Genomic DNA, 14401 nt, shown 5'->3' with positions numbered 1-14401 from the left:
CACCCCCTGTGTCCACCTGTAGATCGGAATTAGGCCGCGAGCTGTTGTTCGGTGCTGTGCCGTGCGTTCCCGTGCAGGGCCGGGTCGTAGGTGGTGTTGTTCTGCCAGCAGCGCCAGATGATGCGGACCCAAGCTCGGGCGAGGATGCGGGTGGCGTGCGGGTGGTCTTTGCCGCTGGCGCGGGCCCGGTCATAGATGTCGGCGGCCCAGGGGCTGGCGTGGCGGCTGTTGTCGGCGAACGTGGTGATGGCCTGGCGGAGCCGTTTGTTGCAGGCCCAGCGGAACGACACGCCGCGTTGTTTGCCGGATGCCTTGGTGACGGGGGTGATCCCGGCCAGCGCGGCGATGGCGTCGGGATGCTCGAACGCGGCCCTTGCGTCACCCCATTCGGCCAGGATCTGGGCGGCGTTGACGGTCCCGGCGCGGGGGAAGGACTGGAAGATTTTCCCGTCGGGGTGGGTGTCCATCTTCTCGGCGATGGCCCGGTCGAGGTCCTTGATCGCGGTGTTGAGCGCCTTGATCACGCTGACCTGGGCCAGCACCGCCGCACGGACTCCCGTGCACAGGTCAGGATCGGTGGTGCCGGCCGGCGCCGAGCGCAGGCGGGTCAGGAGAACCGCCGCGGGCCTTTTGCCGGAGTAACTCTGCTTGGTGCAGAACGCGGCGAGCCGGGCCTCGGTCAAGGGGGCTGCCGACACGGCGGTCGGGTATTTCGTGAGGAAAGCCAGCGCAATCGCCGAGGACAGGCTGGCGAAGATCGCCTTGCCTCCGGGCCAGTGCGCGTCCAGCAGCGCGGCGAGCTGGTTGACCGCGGCCACCCGGGCCTCGACCAGGTCACCGCGGCTGCGGGTCACCGTCCGCAAAGCCTTGGTAGGCCCCGAATACGGGACCGCCGGCCGCAGCCGGTGGATCCGCACGCGCAGGTAATCAGCGATCACCTGTGCGTCACCTGGGTCGGATTTGGCGCCGGAGAGAACCTCGGCCTCACGCCAGGCCTTGATCGCGTTCGGCTTGACCGGCATCACCGGATGCCCAGCCTCCAGCAGAGCGTCCACCAGACGCCCATCCGGACGCTCGATCGCCACCGGCGTCAACTCGGTGTCGCCGAGCTTGCCCAGCCGCACGACCAGCCTGGCGAACCCGGCAGCGGTGTGCTCGACGGTGAACGCCGCGACCTTGCGGCCACCCTGGTCCAGCACACACACGGCATGCTCGGTGGTCGCCCAGTCGATCCCGACGAAGAACAACGGCCCCTCTTGCAGCGACAACCTCGTCGCCTTCCCGTTCGCAGCAACAGGCAGGAGCCAGGCGGAGGCGAAGGAACCGATTGTCGAGCGGTCACTAACCGGCGCTCTGCGGCGCGTCCCTCTGTCATCGATCAGCGGTTCCGGGGAAGCCGGGGGCGGCAGTGTCATCGAAGCCCACAAGGGGCAACCATCAAAGGCCGTCACCCCGACTTCCGCCTAGTTCCTACCACAAGCCCCATCCAGGGGCCCGCACGGAAGAGGGTGCACTAGTGACCATCGACCCGCTCGACCCCGCCGGCATCGACCAGGTGCTCACCGAGGAGGAGCGCGCGGTCCGCGAGACCGTCCGCGACTGGTGCGCCGACCGGGTCCTGCCGCACGTCGGCGACTGGTTCGAGCGAGGCGAGCTGCCCGACGTCCGGAGCCTCGCCCGTGAGCTCGGCAAGATCGGCGTGCTCGGCATGCACCTGACCGGCTACGGCTGCGCCGGGATGAGCGCGGTCGCCTACGGCCTGGCCTGCCTCGAGCTGGAGGCCGCCGACTCGGGCCTGCGCTCGCTGGTCAGCGTGCAGGGCTCGCTCGCCATGTACGCGATCCACCGGCACGGCAGCGAGGAGCAGAAGCAGCGGTGGCTGCCGTCGATGGCCGCCGGCGAGGCGATCGGCTGCTTCGGCCTCACCGAGCCCGACGCCGGCTCCGACCCGGCCTCGATGCGCACGAGCGCGCGCCGCGACGGCGACGACTGGGTGCTTTCCGGCCGCAAGATGTGGATCACCAACGGGAGCGTCGCCGACGTGGCCGTGGTCTGGGCGCAGACCGAGGACGGCATCCGTGGCTTCGTCGTCCCGACCGACGCCAAGGGCTTCGCGGCGCCGCTGATCAAGCACAAGGGCTCGCTGCGCGCCTCGATCACCAGTGAGCTGGTGCTCGACCAGGTGCGGCTCCCGGCCGACGCGGCGCTGCCCGAGGTGCGCGGCCTCCGCGGGCCGCTCTCCTGTCTCAACGAGGCGCGCTACGGCATCGTCTGGGGCGCGCTCGGCGCCGCCCGCAGCTGCTACGCCGCGGCCCTCGACTACGCCGGCAGCCGCACCCAGTTCGGCAGCCCGATCGCGTCCTTCCAGCTCACCCAGGCCAAGCTGGCCGGCATGGCGGTCGAGCTGGCAAAGGGCGGCCTGCTGGCGCTGCACCTGGGCCGGCTCAAGGACCGCGGGACGCTGGCCCCCGAACAGGTCAGCCTGGGCAAGCTCAACAACGTGCGGGAGGCGCTCGAGATCTGCCGCGCGGCCCGCACGATCCTGGGGGCCAACGGCATCTCGTACGAGTATCCGGTCATGCGCCACATGGCGAACCTCGAGTCGGTGCTCACCTACGAGGGCACCACCGAGATGCACACGCTAGTGCTGGGCCAGGCCTTGACCGGCCATGCTGCTTTCCGTCATTAGGGCGCCGGCGAAGGTGACCTCGATGCGCAGGCCACCGTCCGGGTCCGGGGTCGCGGCGACGGCGGCGTCGTGCGCGGTCGCGATGGCCCGCACGATCGACAGCCCCAGCCCGTGGTGCCCGGCCCGGCCGGCGGTGCGGTCGAGCCGCTGGAACGGCTCGAACAGCGCGTCGACTCGCTCACGGGGGATCGGCGCGCCACTGTTGGTGACAACCAGCACGGCGCACCCGTCCCGCACGCCGGTGCTCACCTCGACCGTGCCGCCCGGGACGTTGTAGCCGATCGCGTTGTCGACCAGGTTCGCCACCAGGCGCTCGACCAGGGCCGGATCCCCGGTGGTCCAGGCCGAGTCGATGTGTTCCGCCAGGCGCACACCCTCGTGCAGGGCTGCCGCCTGGTAGGAGGACACAGTCCGCTCGGTGATCGCCGAGAGGTCGACGTGGTCGCGCTGCGAGAGGCCGCGCTCGCTGCCGGCCAGGGTGAGCAGCGACTCCAGCATCGCGGCCTGCTGGTGGCGCAGCTCCAGCAGGCGCTCGCAGAGCGCGCGGTACTGCGGCAGCGTGGCCGTGCGGTCGGTGAGCATCTCCTCGATCAGCGCGTGTTCGAGGGTGAGCGGGGTGCGCAGCTCGTGCGCGGCGTTGGCGACGAACCGCTTGTGCGCGTCGAGCGCGGTCTCCAGCCGTTGCAGCAGGCCGTCCACGGTGTCGGAGAGGTCCCTGAGCTCGTCGCGGGGGCCGGTCGCGGCCAGCCGGTCGTGCACGTTGCGGCCCGAGATGCGCTGGATCGAGGCGATCATCGAGCGGAGCGGGCGCAGGATCCGGCCGGCCATCAGCCAGCCGAGCGCCAGCGCCAGCACCGTCATGATCGCCAGCGCGACGCCCGAGTAGGTCAGCAGCGAGTGCAGGGTCTCCTGGTGCTGCCGCTCGGCCTCGGTGCGGGCGCGCTCGGTGAGGTCGTCGAGGAAGTCGGGCGATGGGAGCGGGCTGCCGTCGGCGTTGAAGTTGCGCAGCACCACGTTGCGCTTCGTCTGGGAGACCAGCAGATAGGTGATGGTCAGCAGGGCCGCGCCGCTGACCACGAACAGGCCGCTGTAGAGCAGGGTGAGGCGGGCGCGCACCGTCTTGAGGATGGGCATGGTCAGATCCGGTATCCGGCGCGGGTGACGGTGGCGATCAGCGGTGGCTCGCCGAGCTTGCCTCGCAGCCGGTTGATGGTCGCCTTCACGGTCGTGGTGAACGGGTCGGCGGCCTCGTCCCAGACCCGTTCCAGCAGCTCCTCGGCCGACACCACCCGATGGTCGGCGGCCAGCAGGTATTCCAGCACCGCGAACTCCTTGGGGCTCAGCGCCAGCCGTGCCCCGGCCCGGGTGGCGACCCGGGTGGCGGGATCGAGGTGGAGGTCGCCGTGCGCGAGCACGGCCGGCACGGCGGGCCGGGTGCGGCGGGCGATGGCGCGCACGCGAGCGATCAGCTCCGCGTACGCGAAAGGTTTGGGCAGATAGTCGTCGGCGCCGAGATTGAGCCCCTCGACCCGGTCGGCCAGCGTCCCGGACGCGGTGAGCATCAGCACCCGCGGGCCGGTGAGCTGCCGGCAGACGTCGTCGCCGTGCACCACCGGGATGTCCCGGTCGAGCACCAGCACGTCGTAGTCGGTCACGCCGGTCCGGTCGAGCGCCTCGCCGCCGTCGTACACCACGTCGACGGCCATGCCCTCGCGGCGCAGCACCCGCCCGATCGAGTCGGCCAGCTCGGCCTGATCCTCCACCACCAGTACGCGCATAGGCCCAGCCTGCCCGATCCGATGTCACACGGAGGTCACCATCGCGCGGACCGGCCTGTGACTGCCCGGCTCGTAGAAACGTCGCCATGCGAATCAGAACTGTTCTTTCGACCGGCCTGCTGGTGCTCGGGCTCAGCCTGGCCGGATGCGGCGGCGGCAACGGCGACGAGCCGGCCGCGCAGCCGTCGACGACCAGCACCGAGTCCAAGGCCGTGAAGTACTCGGAGTGCATGCGGCAGAACGGCGTGCCCAGCTTCCCCGACCCGGACGCCAACGGCCGGATCCTGCTGCAGGCCGGTCCGGGCAGCGACCTCAACCCGGAGAGCGCCGCCTTCAAGCAGGCGCAGGAGAAGTGCAAGGAGTTCGCGCCGGAGGGCGCCGGGCAGCAGGGCAGCGCCCAGCAACAGGCCGACATGCTCAAGTACGTGCGGTGCATGCGGCAGAACGGTGTGCCGAACATGCCCGACCCGCAGCCCGACGGCAAGATGATCATCGGGCAGGGCTCCGGCGCCGACCCGAGCTCGCAGGCCTTCAAGGACGCCCAGGAGACGTGCCGGGACCAGCTTCCCGGCGGGGCGGCCGGCAGCTGATGGGACGCCTTCTCACGTACGGCGGAGCACTGCTCGGCGTGGCGGTGCTCGCGGCCGGCGGGGTGTTCTGGTCGCGCTCGGCATCGGGCGGGACCACCCCGCCCGCGACCGGGACCACCGCCGCCGGCGTCGCCTACGCCCCGGTCAAGCAGGGCTCGCTCAACGGGCAGGTCAGCCTGACCGGCACCCTCTCGTACGCGAAGCGGGCCGACGGCAGCGACTACCCGATCCTCAACCAGGCCGCCGGCACCTACACCAAGCTGCCGGCGGCCGGCCAGGTCGTCTCCTGCGGCCAGGTCCTCTACTGGGTCGACGACGAGCCGGTGCGGCTGCTCTGCGGCAGCCGACCGTTCTACCGCGACCTGTCCCGCGGCGATGAGGGCTGGGACGTCGCCATCCTCAACAAGAACCTGCGCGACCTGGGCTACGACGCCGACGACGGCGACGATTTCACCTGGGAGACGGCGGCGGGGCTCGACGACCTGCTCGACGATGACGATCTGGAGAAGGCCGACGCCGTGGTGCTGCCCGGCCCGGTGCGGATCTCCGGCGTGACCGCCCAGCTCGGCGGCCGGGCCGCTCCCGGCAGCCCGCTCGGCTCGGCCGTCACCACCCGCCGCGAGGTCGAGGTGAAGCTGAACGCGTCGCAGCAGGCCCAGGTCAAGGCCGGCGACAAGGCCCAGATCACGCTGCCGGACAACCGGGTCACCACCGGCAAGGTCAGCCGGATCAGCTCGGTCGCCGAGATGGACAAGGACGGCGCCGTCACGATCCCGGCCTACCTGACCCTCGACAAGCCGAAGGACGCCGGGGCGCTGGACGCCGCGGAGGTGCGGGTGAGCGTCACCACGGCCGGGGTGAAGAACGCCCTGTACGTGCCGGTCACCGCGCTGGTCGGTACCGACGGCGGCGGGTTCGCGGTCGAGAAGGCCGACGCCGCCGGGGCGCATCGGCCGGTGCCGGTCAAGCTCGGCATGTTCGACGACTCGGCCGGGACGGTGCAGGTCACCGGCGACCTGAAGGCGGGCGACCGAGTGGTGGTGCCGTCGACATGAGCGAGCCGGTCCTCGAGCTGGTGAACGTGGTCAAGGCGTACGGGGAAGTGTCCGTGCTGCACGGGATCGACCTGCGCGTCGACGCCGGCGAGCTGGTCGCGGTGGTCGGGCCGTCCGGCTCCGGCAAATCCACGCTGCTGCACATCATGGGCACGCTCGAGCGCCCGACCAGCGGCGTGGTGCGGATCAACGGGGTGGATGCGGCCCGACTCGGCGACCGGCAGGTGGCCGACGTCCGGGCCCGCGACATCGGCTTCGTCTTCCAGCAGTTCTTCCTGGCCGCGCACGCCACGGCCCGGGAGAACGTGGCCGACGGCATGCTCTACGCGGGCGTGCCGGCCCGGGTCCGGCGGCAGCGCGCCGCCGAGGCCCTCGAACGGGTCGGCCTGTCGCACCGCGCGCATTTCAAGCCGGCCAAGCTCTCCGGCGGCGAGCGGCAGCGGGTGGCGATCGCCCGCGCGCTGGTGGGCCGGCCGGCGATCGTGCTGGCCGACGAACCCACCGGCAACCTCGACTCGGCGACCGGCGCCGGAGTCGTCGAGCTGCTGCACGAGCTCAACGACTCGGGCGCGACGATCATCGTGATCACCCACGACAACGACCTGGCCGCCGAGCTGCCCCGGCAGATCCGGGTGCTGGACGGCCGGATCGTGCGGGAGGACCAGCATGCGACTCCGGTTCACTGACCAGGCCCGGGTGGCGAGCGTCGGGGTGCGCGCCCGCAAGGTGCGCGCCGCCCTCTCCGGGCTCGGCATCGCCATCGGGGTCGCGGCGATCGTGGCGGTGCTCGGGCTCTCGTCGTCGTCGCAGGCCGGTCTGCTCGCCGAGATCGACCGGCTCGGCACCAACCTGCTGACCGCGGGCGCCGGTCACTCGTTCGGCGGCGAGCAGGCCCAGCTCCCGGTCGAGGCCACCGCCCGGGTCGGCAACCTGGACGGGGTCGAGGCGGTCGCGCACACGGCCGCGGTCGACGACGCCAAGGTCTACCGCAGCCCGCTCATCCCGGCGGTCAGCACCAACGCGCTCACCGTACGGGCGGCCAGCCTCAACCTGCTCGACGTGACCGCCACCTCGACGGCCGCCGGGCGCTGGCTGAACGCGGCCACCGCCACCGAGCCGGTCGCGGTGCTCGGCGCGTCGGCCGCCAAGCGGCTCGGCTTCGACCGGGTCGCGCCCGGCCGGCGGGTCTGGCTCGGCGGGCAGTGGTTCTACGTCGCCGGGATCCTCGCGCCCTCCGCGCTCGCCGCCGAGCTGGACAGCAGTGTCCTGATCGGATACACGGCGGCGCAGCGCTACCTCGGCTACACCGAGATCGTAGCCGGGAAGGCGGCGGCCGGGCCGCCCGCGGCGCTCTACGTGCGGGCCGGAACCGACCGGGTCGACGCGGTGCGCGGCGTGCTCGCCCAGACGGCGAACCCACAGGCGCCCAACGAGGTCGACATCAGCCAGCCGTCCGACGCGCTGACCGCGCGGGCCGCCGCCGAGGGCGCGTTCGACAGCCTCTTCCTCGGGCTCGGCGTGGTGGCGCTGATCGTCGGCGCGGTCGGGGTCGCCAACATCATGATCATTTCGGTGCTGGAGCGGCGGTCGGAGATCGGCCTGCGGCGGGCGCTCGGCGCGACCCGGCGGCAGATCCGGGCGCAGTTCCTCGCCGAGGCGGTGCTGCTGACGGTGCTGGGCGGCGCGGCCGGGGTGGCCGCCGGGCTGATCGCGACCGTCGTCTATGCCCGGAACAAGGGATGGCAGGTGGTGGTGCCGGTCGAGGCCTGGGCCGGCGGGATCGTGGCGGCCATCGTGATCGGCGCGATCGCCGGGCTGGTGCCGGCGCTGCGAGCGGCCCGGCTCTCGCCGACGGAGGCGCTGCGGACGGTGTGATGGGGGCTATCCGGTCACGTTACTCGTTGGTAACGTGACCGGATGTCACCCTCCGAGCGAGAAATGACCGCCGCCGTGCGCGGTGGCTTCATCCTTCCGCTGGCGTATTGCGCCGGCCTTCAGGTGCTCGTCCTGCTGGTCCTCAGTGGACAGGGATCCGCCTGGACCTTCCGGTCGCCGCTGTCCGCGGCGACGATGGGAGCGGGATATCTGGGTGGGTTGGCCATGCTCGTCGCCGCCGCACGCCTGCGTCGATGGATTGACGTACGCGTCGCGTACGGCAGCACGCTTTTGCTCCTGGTTTTGATGCTCGCGGTGACGCTGCGGTATCGCGGGGACACCCACCTCGGCGGCGGCGACATCGTGGCCTTCCTCTACGCCTGGGGCTGGCTGCTCGTGCACGTGGTGGCGGTGATCGCGGGCGTGATCCTGCTGATCGGGCAGTTGCGGGCGCCGGGCCGGCCCTCGCCCCGGACCGAGCCCCGGCACTGGTTCACGGTGCTGCCAGTGGCCCTGGTGGCGGCGATCGGCGGTGTGACCGGCCTGCTGGCGCTGGCGTTCCCGGGTTTCGTCGCCGAGCTGTGGCCCTGGCCGGTGTCCGAACTGGACGTCTCGGCGCTCGGCGTGTGGGCGCTGGTCTTCGGCTTCGGCTCGGTGCTGGCGATCCGCGAGGGCGATCCCGACCGGCAGCGGGCCGGCGCGATCAACTACCTGGTGGCGGGTCTTGCGGCGGTGGTGGCGGTCCTAGTGCACGCGGGCGAGGTGGACTGGGCATCGCCGTACGCGTGGGTCTATCTGGTTTTGATGGCCGCGCTCGCCTTGACCGGCGCGGTCGGCTGGCTGATGGCCGGTCCGGCCGAGCTCTGGACCTCGCCGCGGCTCTACGCCGGGTCGAGGCGGCCGCTCGCGTAGGCCCGCGCGATCAGCGTCGTCCACCGGTACACCGCGTCCTCGTTCGGGGCGAGCGGACCCGGCCGGAAATGCGGCGAGCCGACGCCGCGCTGGACGGACTCGCACGCGGCCCAATCCTGGCGGTTGGTGAGATCCCAGAAATCCACCGCGTACGACGGATCGGTGATCGCCTCGGGGAAGTACCACCGGCACTCGACCTCGGTCATGCCCGGCTCGACCGGCCACAGGCGATGCGTCATCACGTAGTCGGGGTGGGCGGAGACCAGCAAGTTGGGGAACACGGCGATGTAGCGCACGGTGCGTTGCGGCGCGCCGTCGATGAACACTCCCGCGCCGTGCCCGTCGACCGACATCGTCTCGGCGTGCTCCCGCAGATCCATCGACCCGCCCACCCACGCGCCCGGCAGATCCCAGTTGCTGCCCGAATTCGGTGGGGAGACGCGGCACAGCTCGGGATGGATCTGCGGGCAGTGGTAGCACTCCTGGTAGTTCTCGACGATCACCTTCCAGTTGGCGGCGACCCGGTAGTCGTGCGCCGCCCGCAGCCTCAACTCGGCCGGCCGGTACGGACTCAGCAGGCCGCCCAGCTCGCCGAGATGCCCGGCGAACGGCGGCGCGTTGCCGTCCGCGTTGACGAACAGCCAGCCCTCCCACACCACCGCGGGCAGCTCGACCAGCCCGTGCTCGGCCGGATCGAAGCTTGCCACCTCGCGCATCGCGGTGGCCGTGCTCAGCGTGCCGTCGAGGCGGTAGGCCCAGCCGTGGTACGGGCACACCACGGCGCTCCGCTCCGCCGCCCCGCCCTCCGGCAGCAGCTCATGCCCGCGGTGCCGGCACACGTTGGCGAAGGCCCGGACCGTGCCCTCAGGTTCATTGGTGAACGTCAGCAGCACGCCGATGCCGCCCACGCTCAGGGCGCGCTGGCTCGCCTCCTGCCGGACCTCATCCGTACGCCCCAGGCAGGTCCACGTGCCGGCGAACAGGCGGCGCTGCTCCCACGCGAAGACCTCGCGGCCGGTGTACGCCTCGGCGGGCAACATGCGTGACCGGCCGAACGGCCGCAGCGCCGCGTCGAGCGCGACCGGATCGATCGGTGCCTGCTCCACCACTCGACCATAGCCGCGCTCGCTCACGGCTTCTGGACGAGATCGGCCAGGAGCGCCTCGACGCGGGTCCTGATCTCGTCGCGGATCGGGCGGACGGCCTCGACGTCCTTGCCCGCCGGGTCGTCGAGCTTCCAGTCCTCGTAGCGCTTGCCCGGGAAGACCGGGCACGCGTCGCCGCAGCCCATCGTGATGATGACGTCGGAGTCCTCGGCGGTCTCGTACGCCAGCTTCTTCGGCGTCTGGCCGGTGATGTCGATGCCGACCTCACGCATGGCCTCGACCGCGGACCGGTTGATCTGCTCGGCCGGTTCGGAGCCGGCCGAGCGGACCTCGACGGCGTCGCCGGCCAGATGACGGAGCCAGCCGGCGGCCATCTGGGAACGGCCGGCGTTGTGCACGCAGACGAACAGGACGCTGGGCTTGTCACTCATCGGCCGGCAGGCGCCGCTAGGCGTCGGCGTCCTGCGGGGTGAGCAGGGTGGCGAGCTGCCGCATCAGGCCGGGCCGGGGGCGGTAGTAGACCCAGCTGGCGCGGCGCTCGGCGTCGACGAGGCCGGCGTCACGCAGCGTCTTCAGGTGGTACGAGATGGTTGACGGCGACACCTCGAACGCGGGAGTCAGATCGCAGACGCAGATCTCCCCACCGGGCGCCGACGCGATCATCGACATGAGCTGGAGCCGAACCGGGTCGGCCAGGGCCTTGAAGGCCACCGCCAACGTTGCCGCGGACGCGGCGTCGACCTGTTGCTGCGCCATCGGTGGGCAGCACGACGCGGCCTCGGGGGCGAGCAGGTTCACCGATGCGGATGGTTTCGACACACGTCGAGCTTGACATGTATCGAATCCGCGTGCAAACGTCGGATTCGACAATCGTCGAATCCGATGGTTATCGAATCCGCTCTCACGCTTCGCGAAAGGAGACTTCTTATGACCGACACCGACGCCGCCGCCCGTGGTGGCTTCGCCGGCGATCCCGCCGAGGCTTTGACCGTGGCCGGTACCGGTGGCTGCTGCGGCAACCCGCCACAGAGCGCTCTCGCGCTCCCGGAGCCGGGGCCGTGCTGCGGGACCCAGGCCGAGGCCGCGGCGGAAAGCTCGTGCTGCGGCAGCGCCGCGAAGTCCACGGCGGTCGCCGCCGGCCAAGGCTGCTGCGGATGAGTACCGGCCTCGACGCCCTGCTCGCCCAGGTCGACCCCGCGCGGCTAGGCTCTCATCGTTGATCGGCGATAGACGATGAAGAGGATGGATGGTGGCCGACCTCCTCGACCGCGCGACCGCGGAGACCTACGCGTCCTGGTTCCGGGCCCTGGCGGACCCGTCGCGGGTGCAGATCGTGGAATACCTCGCGAGACAGGGGCGGCCGATGCCGGTGGGCGAGATAGTCGCCGCGGCCGGGCTGGCGCAATCGACCGTCTCGCAGCACTTGAAGATCCTCACCGAGGTGCGGTTCGTGCTCGTCGAGGCAGTGGGCAACGCCCGGCACTACCGGATCAACACGAACTGCATCGACTGTTTTCCGTCCGCCGCCGACGTCGTCATGGGCCGGCCCGCTCCGGCCGCGCCCGGGGTCTGCGCATGAGCGACCTGACAATCCGGCCGATGACGCCGGCCGACGCGCCCGCGGTCCTGGCCATCTACCAGGCCGGGATGAACGGCGGGGACGCCAGCTTCGAGCACACCGCACCCACCTGGGCCGCGTTCGACGCCGGCAAGCTTCCCGGCCACCGCTTCGTCGCCGTCGACGACCGCGGCGCGGTGGTCGGCTGGGTGGCGATCTCGGCCGGCACCAGACCCGGAACAACCGCTGGCGTGACGTCGTCCTCATCGAACGTCGCAGCCCGGTCATCGACTGATCAGGAGACACCCGTGGCCACCCAGCTCGATCACCTGCCCATCGCCGTCATCGGCGCCGGACCCGTCGGCCTCGCCGCCGCCGCTCATCTCGCCGAGCGCGGCCTCTCCTTCGTCGTCCTCGAAGGCGGCGATTCCCCGGCCGCCACCGTCCGCGAGTGGGGCCACGTCCGGTTCTTCTCACCCTGGCGGTACAACATCGACAGCGCCGCCGCGAAGCTCCTTGCCGACGCCGGCTGGGCCCGCCCGGAGGACGACCGGCTGCCCACCGGCGCCGAGCTCGCCGACGACTACCTGCGGCCCCTCGCCGAGCTGCCCGCGCTTCGGCCGCACATCCGCTATGCCGCGCGCGCGGTTGCGGTGACCCGCCTCGGTCTCGACCGGATCCGGACCGCCGGTCGCGAGAGCACGCCGTTCCTGATCCGCCTGGCCGGCGGCGAGGACATCCTGGCCCGCGCGGTCCTCGACGCCTCCGGCACCTGGAACACCCCGAACGTGCTCGGAGCCTCGGGCATCCCCGCGTACGGCGAGACGCGCGTTTCGCCGTACGTCAGCAATGCTCTGCCGGACGTCTTGGGTCGCGACCGCGACCTTTTCGCCGGCTGCCGCACTCTCGTCGTCGGAGCCGGGCACTCCGCCGCCAACACGCTGCTCTCCCTGGCCGAGCTCGCCGAGCAGGCGCCGGGCACCACCGTCACCTGGGCGATCCGCTCGGCGTCGGCGGCACGCGTCTACGGTGGCGAGACGGCCGACGCCCTGCCGGCCCGTGGCGCGCTCGGCACCCGGCTGCGCCAGCACGTCGAATCCGGCGCCATCACGGTGCTCACCGGGTTCAGCATCCGGCGCCTCGACGAGACCGCCGGCCGGGTGGAGGTGTCCGACGGCGCCCGCACGGTGGTCGCGGATCGGATCGTCTCCGCGACCGGCTTCCGGCCGGACCATGGCATCGTGTCCGAGCTGCGGCTCGACCTCGACCCGATCCTCGGCTCGACCCGCGCGCTCGCCCCGCTGATCGACCCCAACGAGCACTCCTGCGGGACCGTCCCGCCGCACGGCGTCGACGAGCTCACCCATCCCGAGCCTGGCTACTACGCGATCGGCGTCAAGTCCTACGGGCGCGCGCCGACGTTCCTGCTGGCCACCGGATACGAGCAGGCCCGATCGGTGGTCGCGGCCCTGGCCGGCGACTGGGCCACGGCCCGTGACGTGCAGCTGGATCTGCCCGAGACCGGCGTCTGCAACAGCAACCCGATCCTCGGCGAAGACACCATCGGCACGGCCTCGGGCAGCTGCTGCGGCTGACCGGGTGTGGACCGGGCAGAACTGGCGGATCGTGGCGGTGTTCGCGATCACGCAGACCGTCGGGTACGGCTGTCTGTACTACAGCTTCGCCGTCCTGCTGCACCCGATCGCCGCCGGGCTGCACGCGTCGCCGGCGGCGGTCACCGGCGCGTTCACCACCGCGGTGCTCGCCTGGGCGGCCATGGCCGTGCCGGTGGGCCGCTGGCTCGACCGGCACGGCGGCCGCGCTCTGATGACTCTGGGCGCGGCCGCCGGCGCCGCGCTGCTGGTGGCCTGGTCGCAGGTGCAGGCGCTGTGGCAGCTGTACCTGGTGTTCGCCGGCCTCGGGGCGGCCATGGCGATGGCCCTCTACGACGCGGCCACCGCCGTGGTCGTGTCCTGGTTCGACACCGGCCGGCGGCCGCGTGCGCTCCTGACGATGATCGTCGTGGCCGGGTTCGCCAGCACGATCTTCATGCCACTGACCGGCCTTCTTAACGACCGCTACGGCTGGCGGGCCACCCTGCTGCTGCTCGCCGCCGGCTATGCCGCGATCGCCGTGCCACTGCACGCCGGCGTGGTGCGCCGCCCGCCGCCGGGAACGCTTCCGGCCGGGCCGGCGACCCCGGCACACCGGCGCGGTCTGGTCCGCGCGGCCCGGCGCGACGTCCGGTTCTGGTGCCTGGCCGTCGCGTTCGTCGCGCACGCCGCCGCGATGAGCACCATGACCGTCCATCTTGTCGGCTACCTGGTCGGCGAAGGCCACTCGGCGACGTTTGCCGCGACGGTGGCCGGGCTGCTCGGCGTGCTGTCGGTGACCGGCCGGCTCGTGCTCACCGCCGCCCAACGCCGGCTACGCCTGTCCCATGTGGTCGCCGTCGTCTTCACCATCCAGGCCGCCGCCGCGCTCGCCCTGCCCTGGGCGGCCGCGACCCGGCCCGGCGCGATCGCCGCGGTCATCGGGTTCGGCATCGGGTTCGGCGTGGCCAGCCTCGCCACCCCCGCGCTGCTGGCCGACCGGTACGGCACCACGGCCTACGCCAGCATCGCCGGCACCCTCGCCGCGCCGGTCACCCTCGCCAAGGCCACCGCGCCGCTGGCCGCCGCGGCTTTGTACACCGGCACCGGCGGCTACCTGCCGGTCCTCGTCACCGTCGGCGGGCTGTGCCTGCTGGCCGCGGCCGGGATCCTCGCCCAGGCGGGCACACCGTTCCGCGGATCGGCCCTGGAAAGCGAAACAATCCGGCGATAGGTTGACGCGGCT

General features: G+C 71.9%; 16 protein-coding genes. 10 read left to right on the top strand and 6 right to left on the bottom strand.

Annotated elements, in window-relative coordinates:
- Positions 1 to 29: 29 nt before the first annotated feature.
- Positions 30 to 1268 (bottom strand): IS110 family transposase, encoded by a 1239-nt coding sequence (locus ACQPZX_RS48660; protein ID WP_433361267.1) that lies wholly within the window; start codon positions 1266 to 1268, stop codon positions 30 to 32.
- 254 nt (positions 1269 to 1522) lie between these two features.
- Between ACQPZX_RS48660 and ACQPZX_RS48655 the strand changes: the two genes are divergently transcribed.
- Complete coding sequence (locus ACQPZX_RS48655; protein WP_433385982.1) at positions 1523 to 2689, top strand: acyl-CoA dehydrogenase family protein; 1167 nt, start codon at positions 1523 to 1525, stop codon at positions 2687 to 2689.
- Here the strand turns inward: ACQPZX_RS48655 and ACQPZX_RS48650 are convergent.
- Both ACQPZX_RS48650 and ACQPZX_RS48645 read right to left on the bottom strand, forming a co-directional pair.
- A complete protein-coding gene (locus ACQPZX_RS48650) occupies positions 2642 to 3823 on the bottom strand; it encodes an ATP-binding protein (protein ID WP_433372025.1) in 1182 nt (393 codons plus the stop codon). The genes ACQPZX_RS48655 and ACQPZX_RS48650 overlap by 48 nt on opposite strands.
- 2 nt (positions 3824 to 3825) lie before the next feature.
- A complete protein-coding gene (locus ACQPZX_RS48645) occupies positions 3826 to 4467 on the bottom strand; it encodes a response regulator transcription factor (RefSeq protein WP_433372022.1) in 642 nt (213 codons plus the stop codon).
- An 86-nt stretch (positions 4468 to 4553) separates the two neighbouring features.
- Between ACQPZX_RS48645 and ACQPZX_RS48640 the strand changes: the two genes are divergently transcribed.
- From ACQPZX_RS48640 to ACQPZX_RS48620, 5 genes are read left to right on the top strand one after another with little or no spacing between them, the layout of a single operon-like run.
- Positions 4554 to 5057: a hypothetical protein gene (locus ACQPZX_RS48640; protein ID WP_433372019.1), complete on the top strand. Its 504-nt coding sequence runs from the start codon at positions 4554 to 4556 to the stop codon at positions 5055 to 5057.
- Positions 5057 to 6112, top strand: coding sequence for an efflux RND transporter periplasmic adaptor subunit (locus ACQPZX_RS48635; RefSeq protein WP_433372016.1), 1056 nt, complete (start codon positions 5057 to 5059; stop codon positions 6110 to 6112). Before ACQPZX_RS48640 ends, ACQPZX_RS48635 begins: the two co-directional genes overlap by 1 nt.
- Positions 6109 to 6798, top strand: a complete 690-nt coding sequence (locus ACQPZX_RS48630) for an ABC transporter ATP-binding protein (protein ID WP_433372013.1) — start codon at positions 6109 to 6111, stop codon at positions 6796 to 6798. Before ACQPZX_RS48635 ends, ACQPZX_RS48630 begins: the two co-directional genes overlap by 4 nt.
- On the top strand, positions 6779 to 7987 hold the full coding sequence (locus tag ACQPZX_RS48625) for an ABC transporter permease (protein ID WP_433372010.1): 1209 nt from the start codon (positions 6779 to 6781) through the stop codon (positions 7985 to 7987). Before ACQPZX_RS48630 ends, ACQPZX_RS48625 begins: the two co-directional genes overlap by 20 nt.
- 42 nt (positions 7988 to 8029) lie before the next feature.
- On the top strand, positions 8030 to 8899 hold the full coding sequence (locus ACQPZX_RS48620; protein ID WP_433372007.1) for a hypothetical protein: 870 nt from the start codon (positions 8030 to 8032) through the stop codon (positions 8897 to 8899).
- Here ACQPZX_RS48620 and ACQPZX_RS48615 read toward each other — a convergent pair.
- From ACQPZX_RS48615 to ACQPZX_RS48605, 3 genes are read right to left on the bottom strand one after another with little or no spacing between them, the layout of a single operon-like run.
- On the bottom strand, positions 8869 to 10005 hold the full coding sequence (locus ACQPZX_RS48615; RefSeq protein WP_433372004.1) for an aromatic ring-hydroxylating oxygenase subunit alpha: 1137 nt from the start codon (positions 10003 to 10005) through the stop codon (positions 8869 to 8871). The genes ACQPZX_RS48620 and ACQPZX_RS48615 overlap by 31 nt on opposite strands.
- 23 nt (positions 10006 to 10028) lie before the next feature.
- Complete coding sequence (locus ACQPZX_RS48610; protein ID WP_433372002.1) at positions 10029 to 10436, bottom strand: arsenate reductase ArsC; 408 nt, start codon at positions 10434 to 10436, stop codon at positions 10029 to 10031.
- Positions 10437 to 10452: 16 nt separating this feature from the next.
- Complete coding sequence (locus ACQPZX_RS48605; protein WP_433385979.1) at positions 10453 to 10761, bottom strand: ArsR/SmtB family transcription factor; 309 nt, start codon at positions 10759 to 10761, stop codon at positions 10453 to 10455.
- A gap of 171 nt (positions 10762 to 10932) precedes the next feature.
- Between ACQPZX_RS48605 and ACQPZX_RS48600 the strand changes: the two genes are divergently transcribed.
- The 4 genes from ACQPZX_RS48600 (at position 10933) to ACQPZX_RS48585 (ending at position 14389) form a co-directional block, all read left to right on the top strand.
- Complete coding sequence (locus ACQPZX_RS48600; protein ID WP_433372000.1) at positions 10933 to 11163, top strand: hypothetical protein; 231 nt, start codon at positions 10933 to 10935, stop codon at positions 11161 to 11163.
- An 88-nt stretch (positions 11164 to 11251) separates the two neighbouring features.
- The gene (locus ACQPZX_RS48595) at positions 11252 to 11584 is read left to right on the top strand and encodes an ArsR/SmtB family transcription factor (RefSeq protein ID WP_433371997.1); all 333 of its coding nucleotides are present in this window, start codon (positions 11252 to 11254) and stop codon (positions 11582 to 11584) included.
- Positions 11581 to 13158, top strand: coding sequence for an FAD-dependent oxidoreductase (locus tag ACQPZX_RS48590; protein ID WP_433371994.1), 1578 nt, complete (start codon positions 11581 to 11583; stop codon positions 13156 to 13158). The genes ACQPZX_RS48595 and ACQPZX_RS48590 overlap by 4 nt, the downstream gene beginning before the upstream one ends.
- Positions 13159 to 13162: 4 nt before the next feature.
- Positions 13163 to 14389, top strand: coding sequence for an MFS transporter (locus ACQPZX_RS48585; RefSeq protein ID WP_433371991.1), 1227 nt, complete (start codon positions 13163 to 13165; stop codon positions 14387 to 14389).
- The last annotated feature ends 12 nt before the right edge of the window (positions 14390 to 14401 follow it).

The organism is Actinoplanes sp. CA-142083 (genome assembly GCF_050942195.1).
Classification (GTDB): domain Bacteria; phylum Actinomycetota; class Actinomycetes; order Mycobacteriales; family Micromonosporaceae; genus Actinoplanes.
This window is presented reverse-complemented; position numbering and strand designations above follow the sequence as displayed.

What these genes read in the sequence shown, in the direction of transcription:
- ACQPZX_RS48640 (WP_433372019.1), top strand. Translation starts at nt 4,554, where the DNA reads ATGCGAATCAGAACTGTTCTTTCGACCGGCCTGCTGGTGCTCGGGCTC.
- ACQPZX_RS48620 (WP_433372007.1), top strand. Translation starts at nt 8,030, where the DNA reads ATGTCACCCTCCGAGCGAGAAATGACCGCCGCCGTGCGCGGTGGCTTC.
- ACQPZX_RS48595 (WP_433371997.1), top strand. Translation starts at nt 11,252, where the DNA reads ATGGTGGCCGACCTCCTCGACCGCGCGACCGCGGAGACCTACGCGTCC.
- ACQPZX_RS48630 (WP_433372013.1), top strand. Translation starts at nt 6,109, where the DNA reads ATGAGCGAGCCGGTCCTCGAGCTGGTGAACGTGGTCAAGGCGTACGGG.
- ACQPZX_RS48645 (WP_433372022.1), bottom strand. Translation starts at nt 4,467, where the DNA reads ATGCGCGTACTGGTGGTGGAGGATCAGGCCGAGCTGGCCGACTCGATC.
- ACQPZX_RS48635 (WP_433372016.1), top strand. Translation starts at nt 5,057, where the DNA reads ATGGGACGCCTTCTCACGTACGGCGGAGCACTGCTCGGCGTGGCGGTG.
- ACQPZX_RS48625 (WP_433372010.1), top strand. Translation starts at nt 6,779, where the DNA reads ATGCGACTCCGGTTCACTGACCAGGCCCGGGTGGCGAGCGTCGGGGTG.
- ACQPZX_RS48610 (WP_433372002.1), bottom strand. Translation starts at nt 10,436, where the DNA reads ATGAGTGACAAGCCCAGCGTCCTGTTCGTCTGCGTGCACAACGCCGGC.
- ACQPZX_RS48605 (WP_433385979.1), bottom strand. Translation starts at nt 10,761, where the DNA reads ATGGCGCAGCAACAGGTCGACGCCGCGTCCGCGGCAACGTTGGCGGTG.
- ACQPZX_RS48650 (WP_433372025.1), bottom strand. Translation starts at nt 3,823, where the DNA reads ATGCCCATCCTCAAGACGGTGCGCGCCCGCCTCACCCTGCTCTACAGC.
- ACQPZX_RS48600 (WP_433372000.1), top strand. Translation starts at nt 10,933, where the DNA reads ATGACCGACACCGACGCCGCCGCCCGTGGTGGCTTCGCCGGCGATCCC.
- ACQPZX_RS48590 (WP_433371994.1), top strand. Translation starts at nt 11,581, where the DNA reads ATGAGCGACCTGACAATCCGGCCGATGACGCCGGCCGACGCGCCCGCG.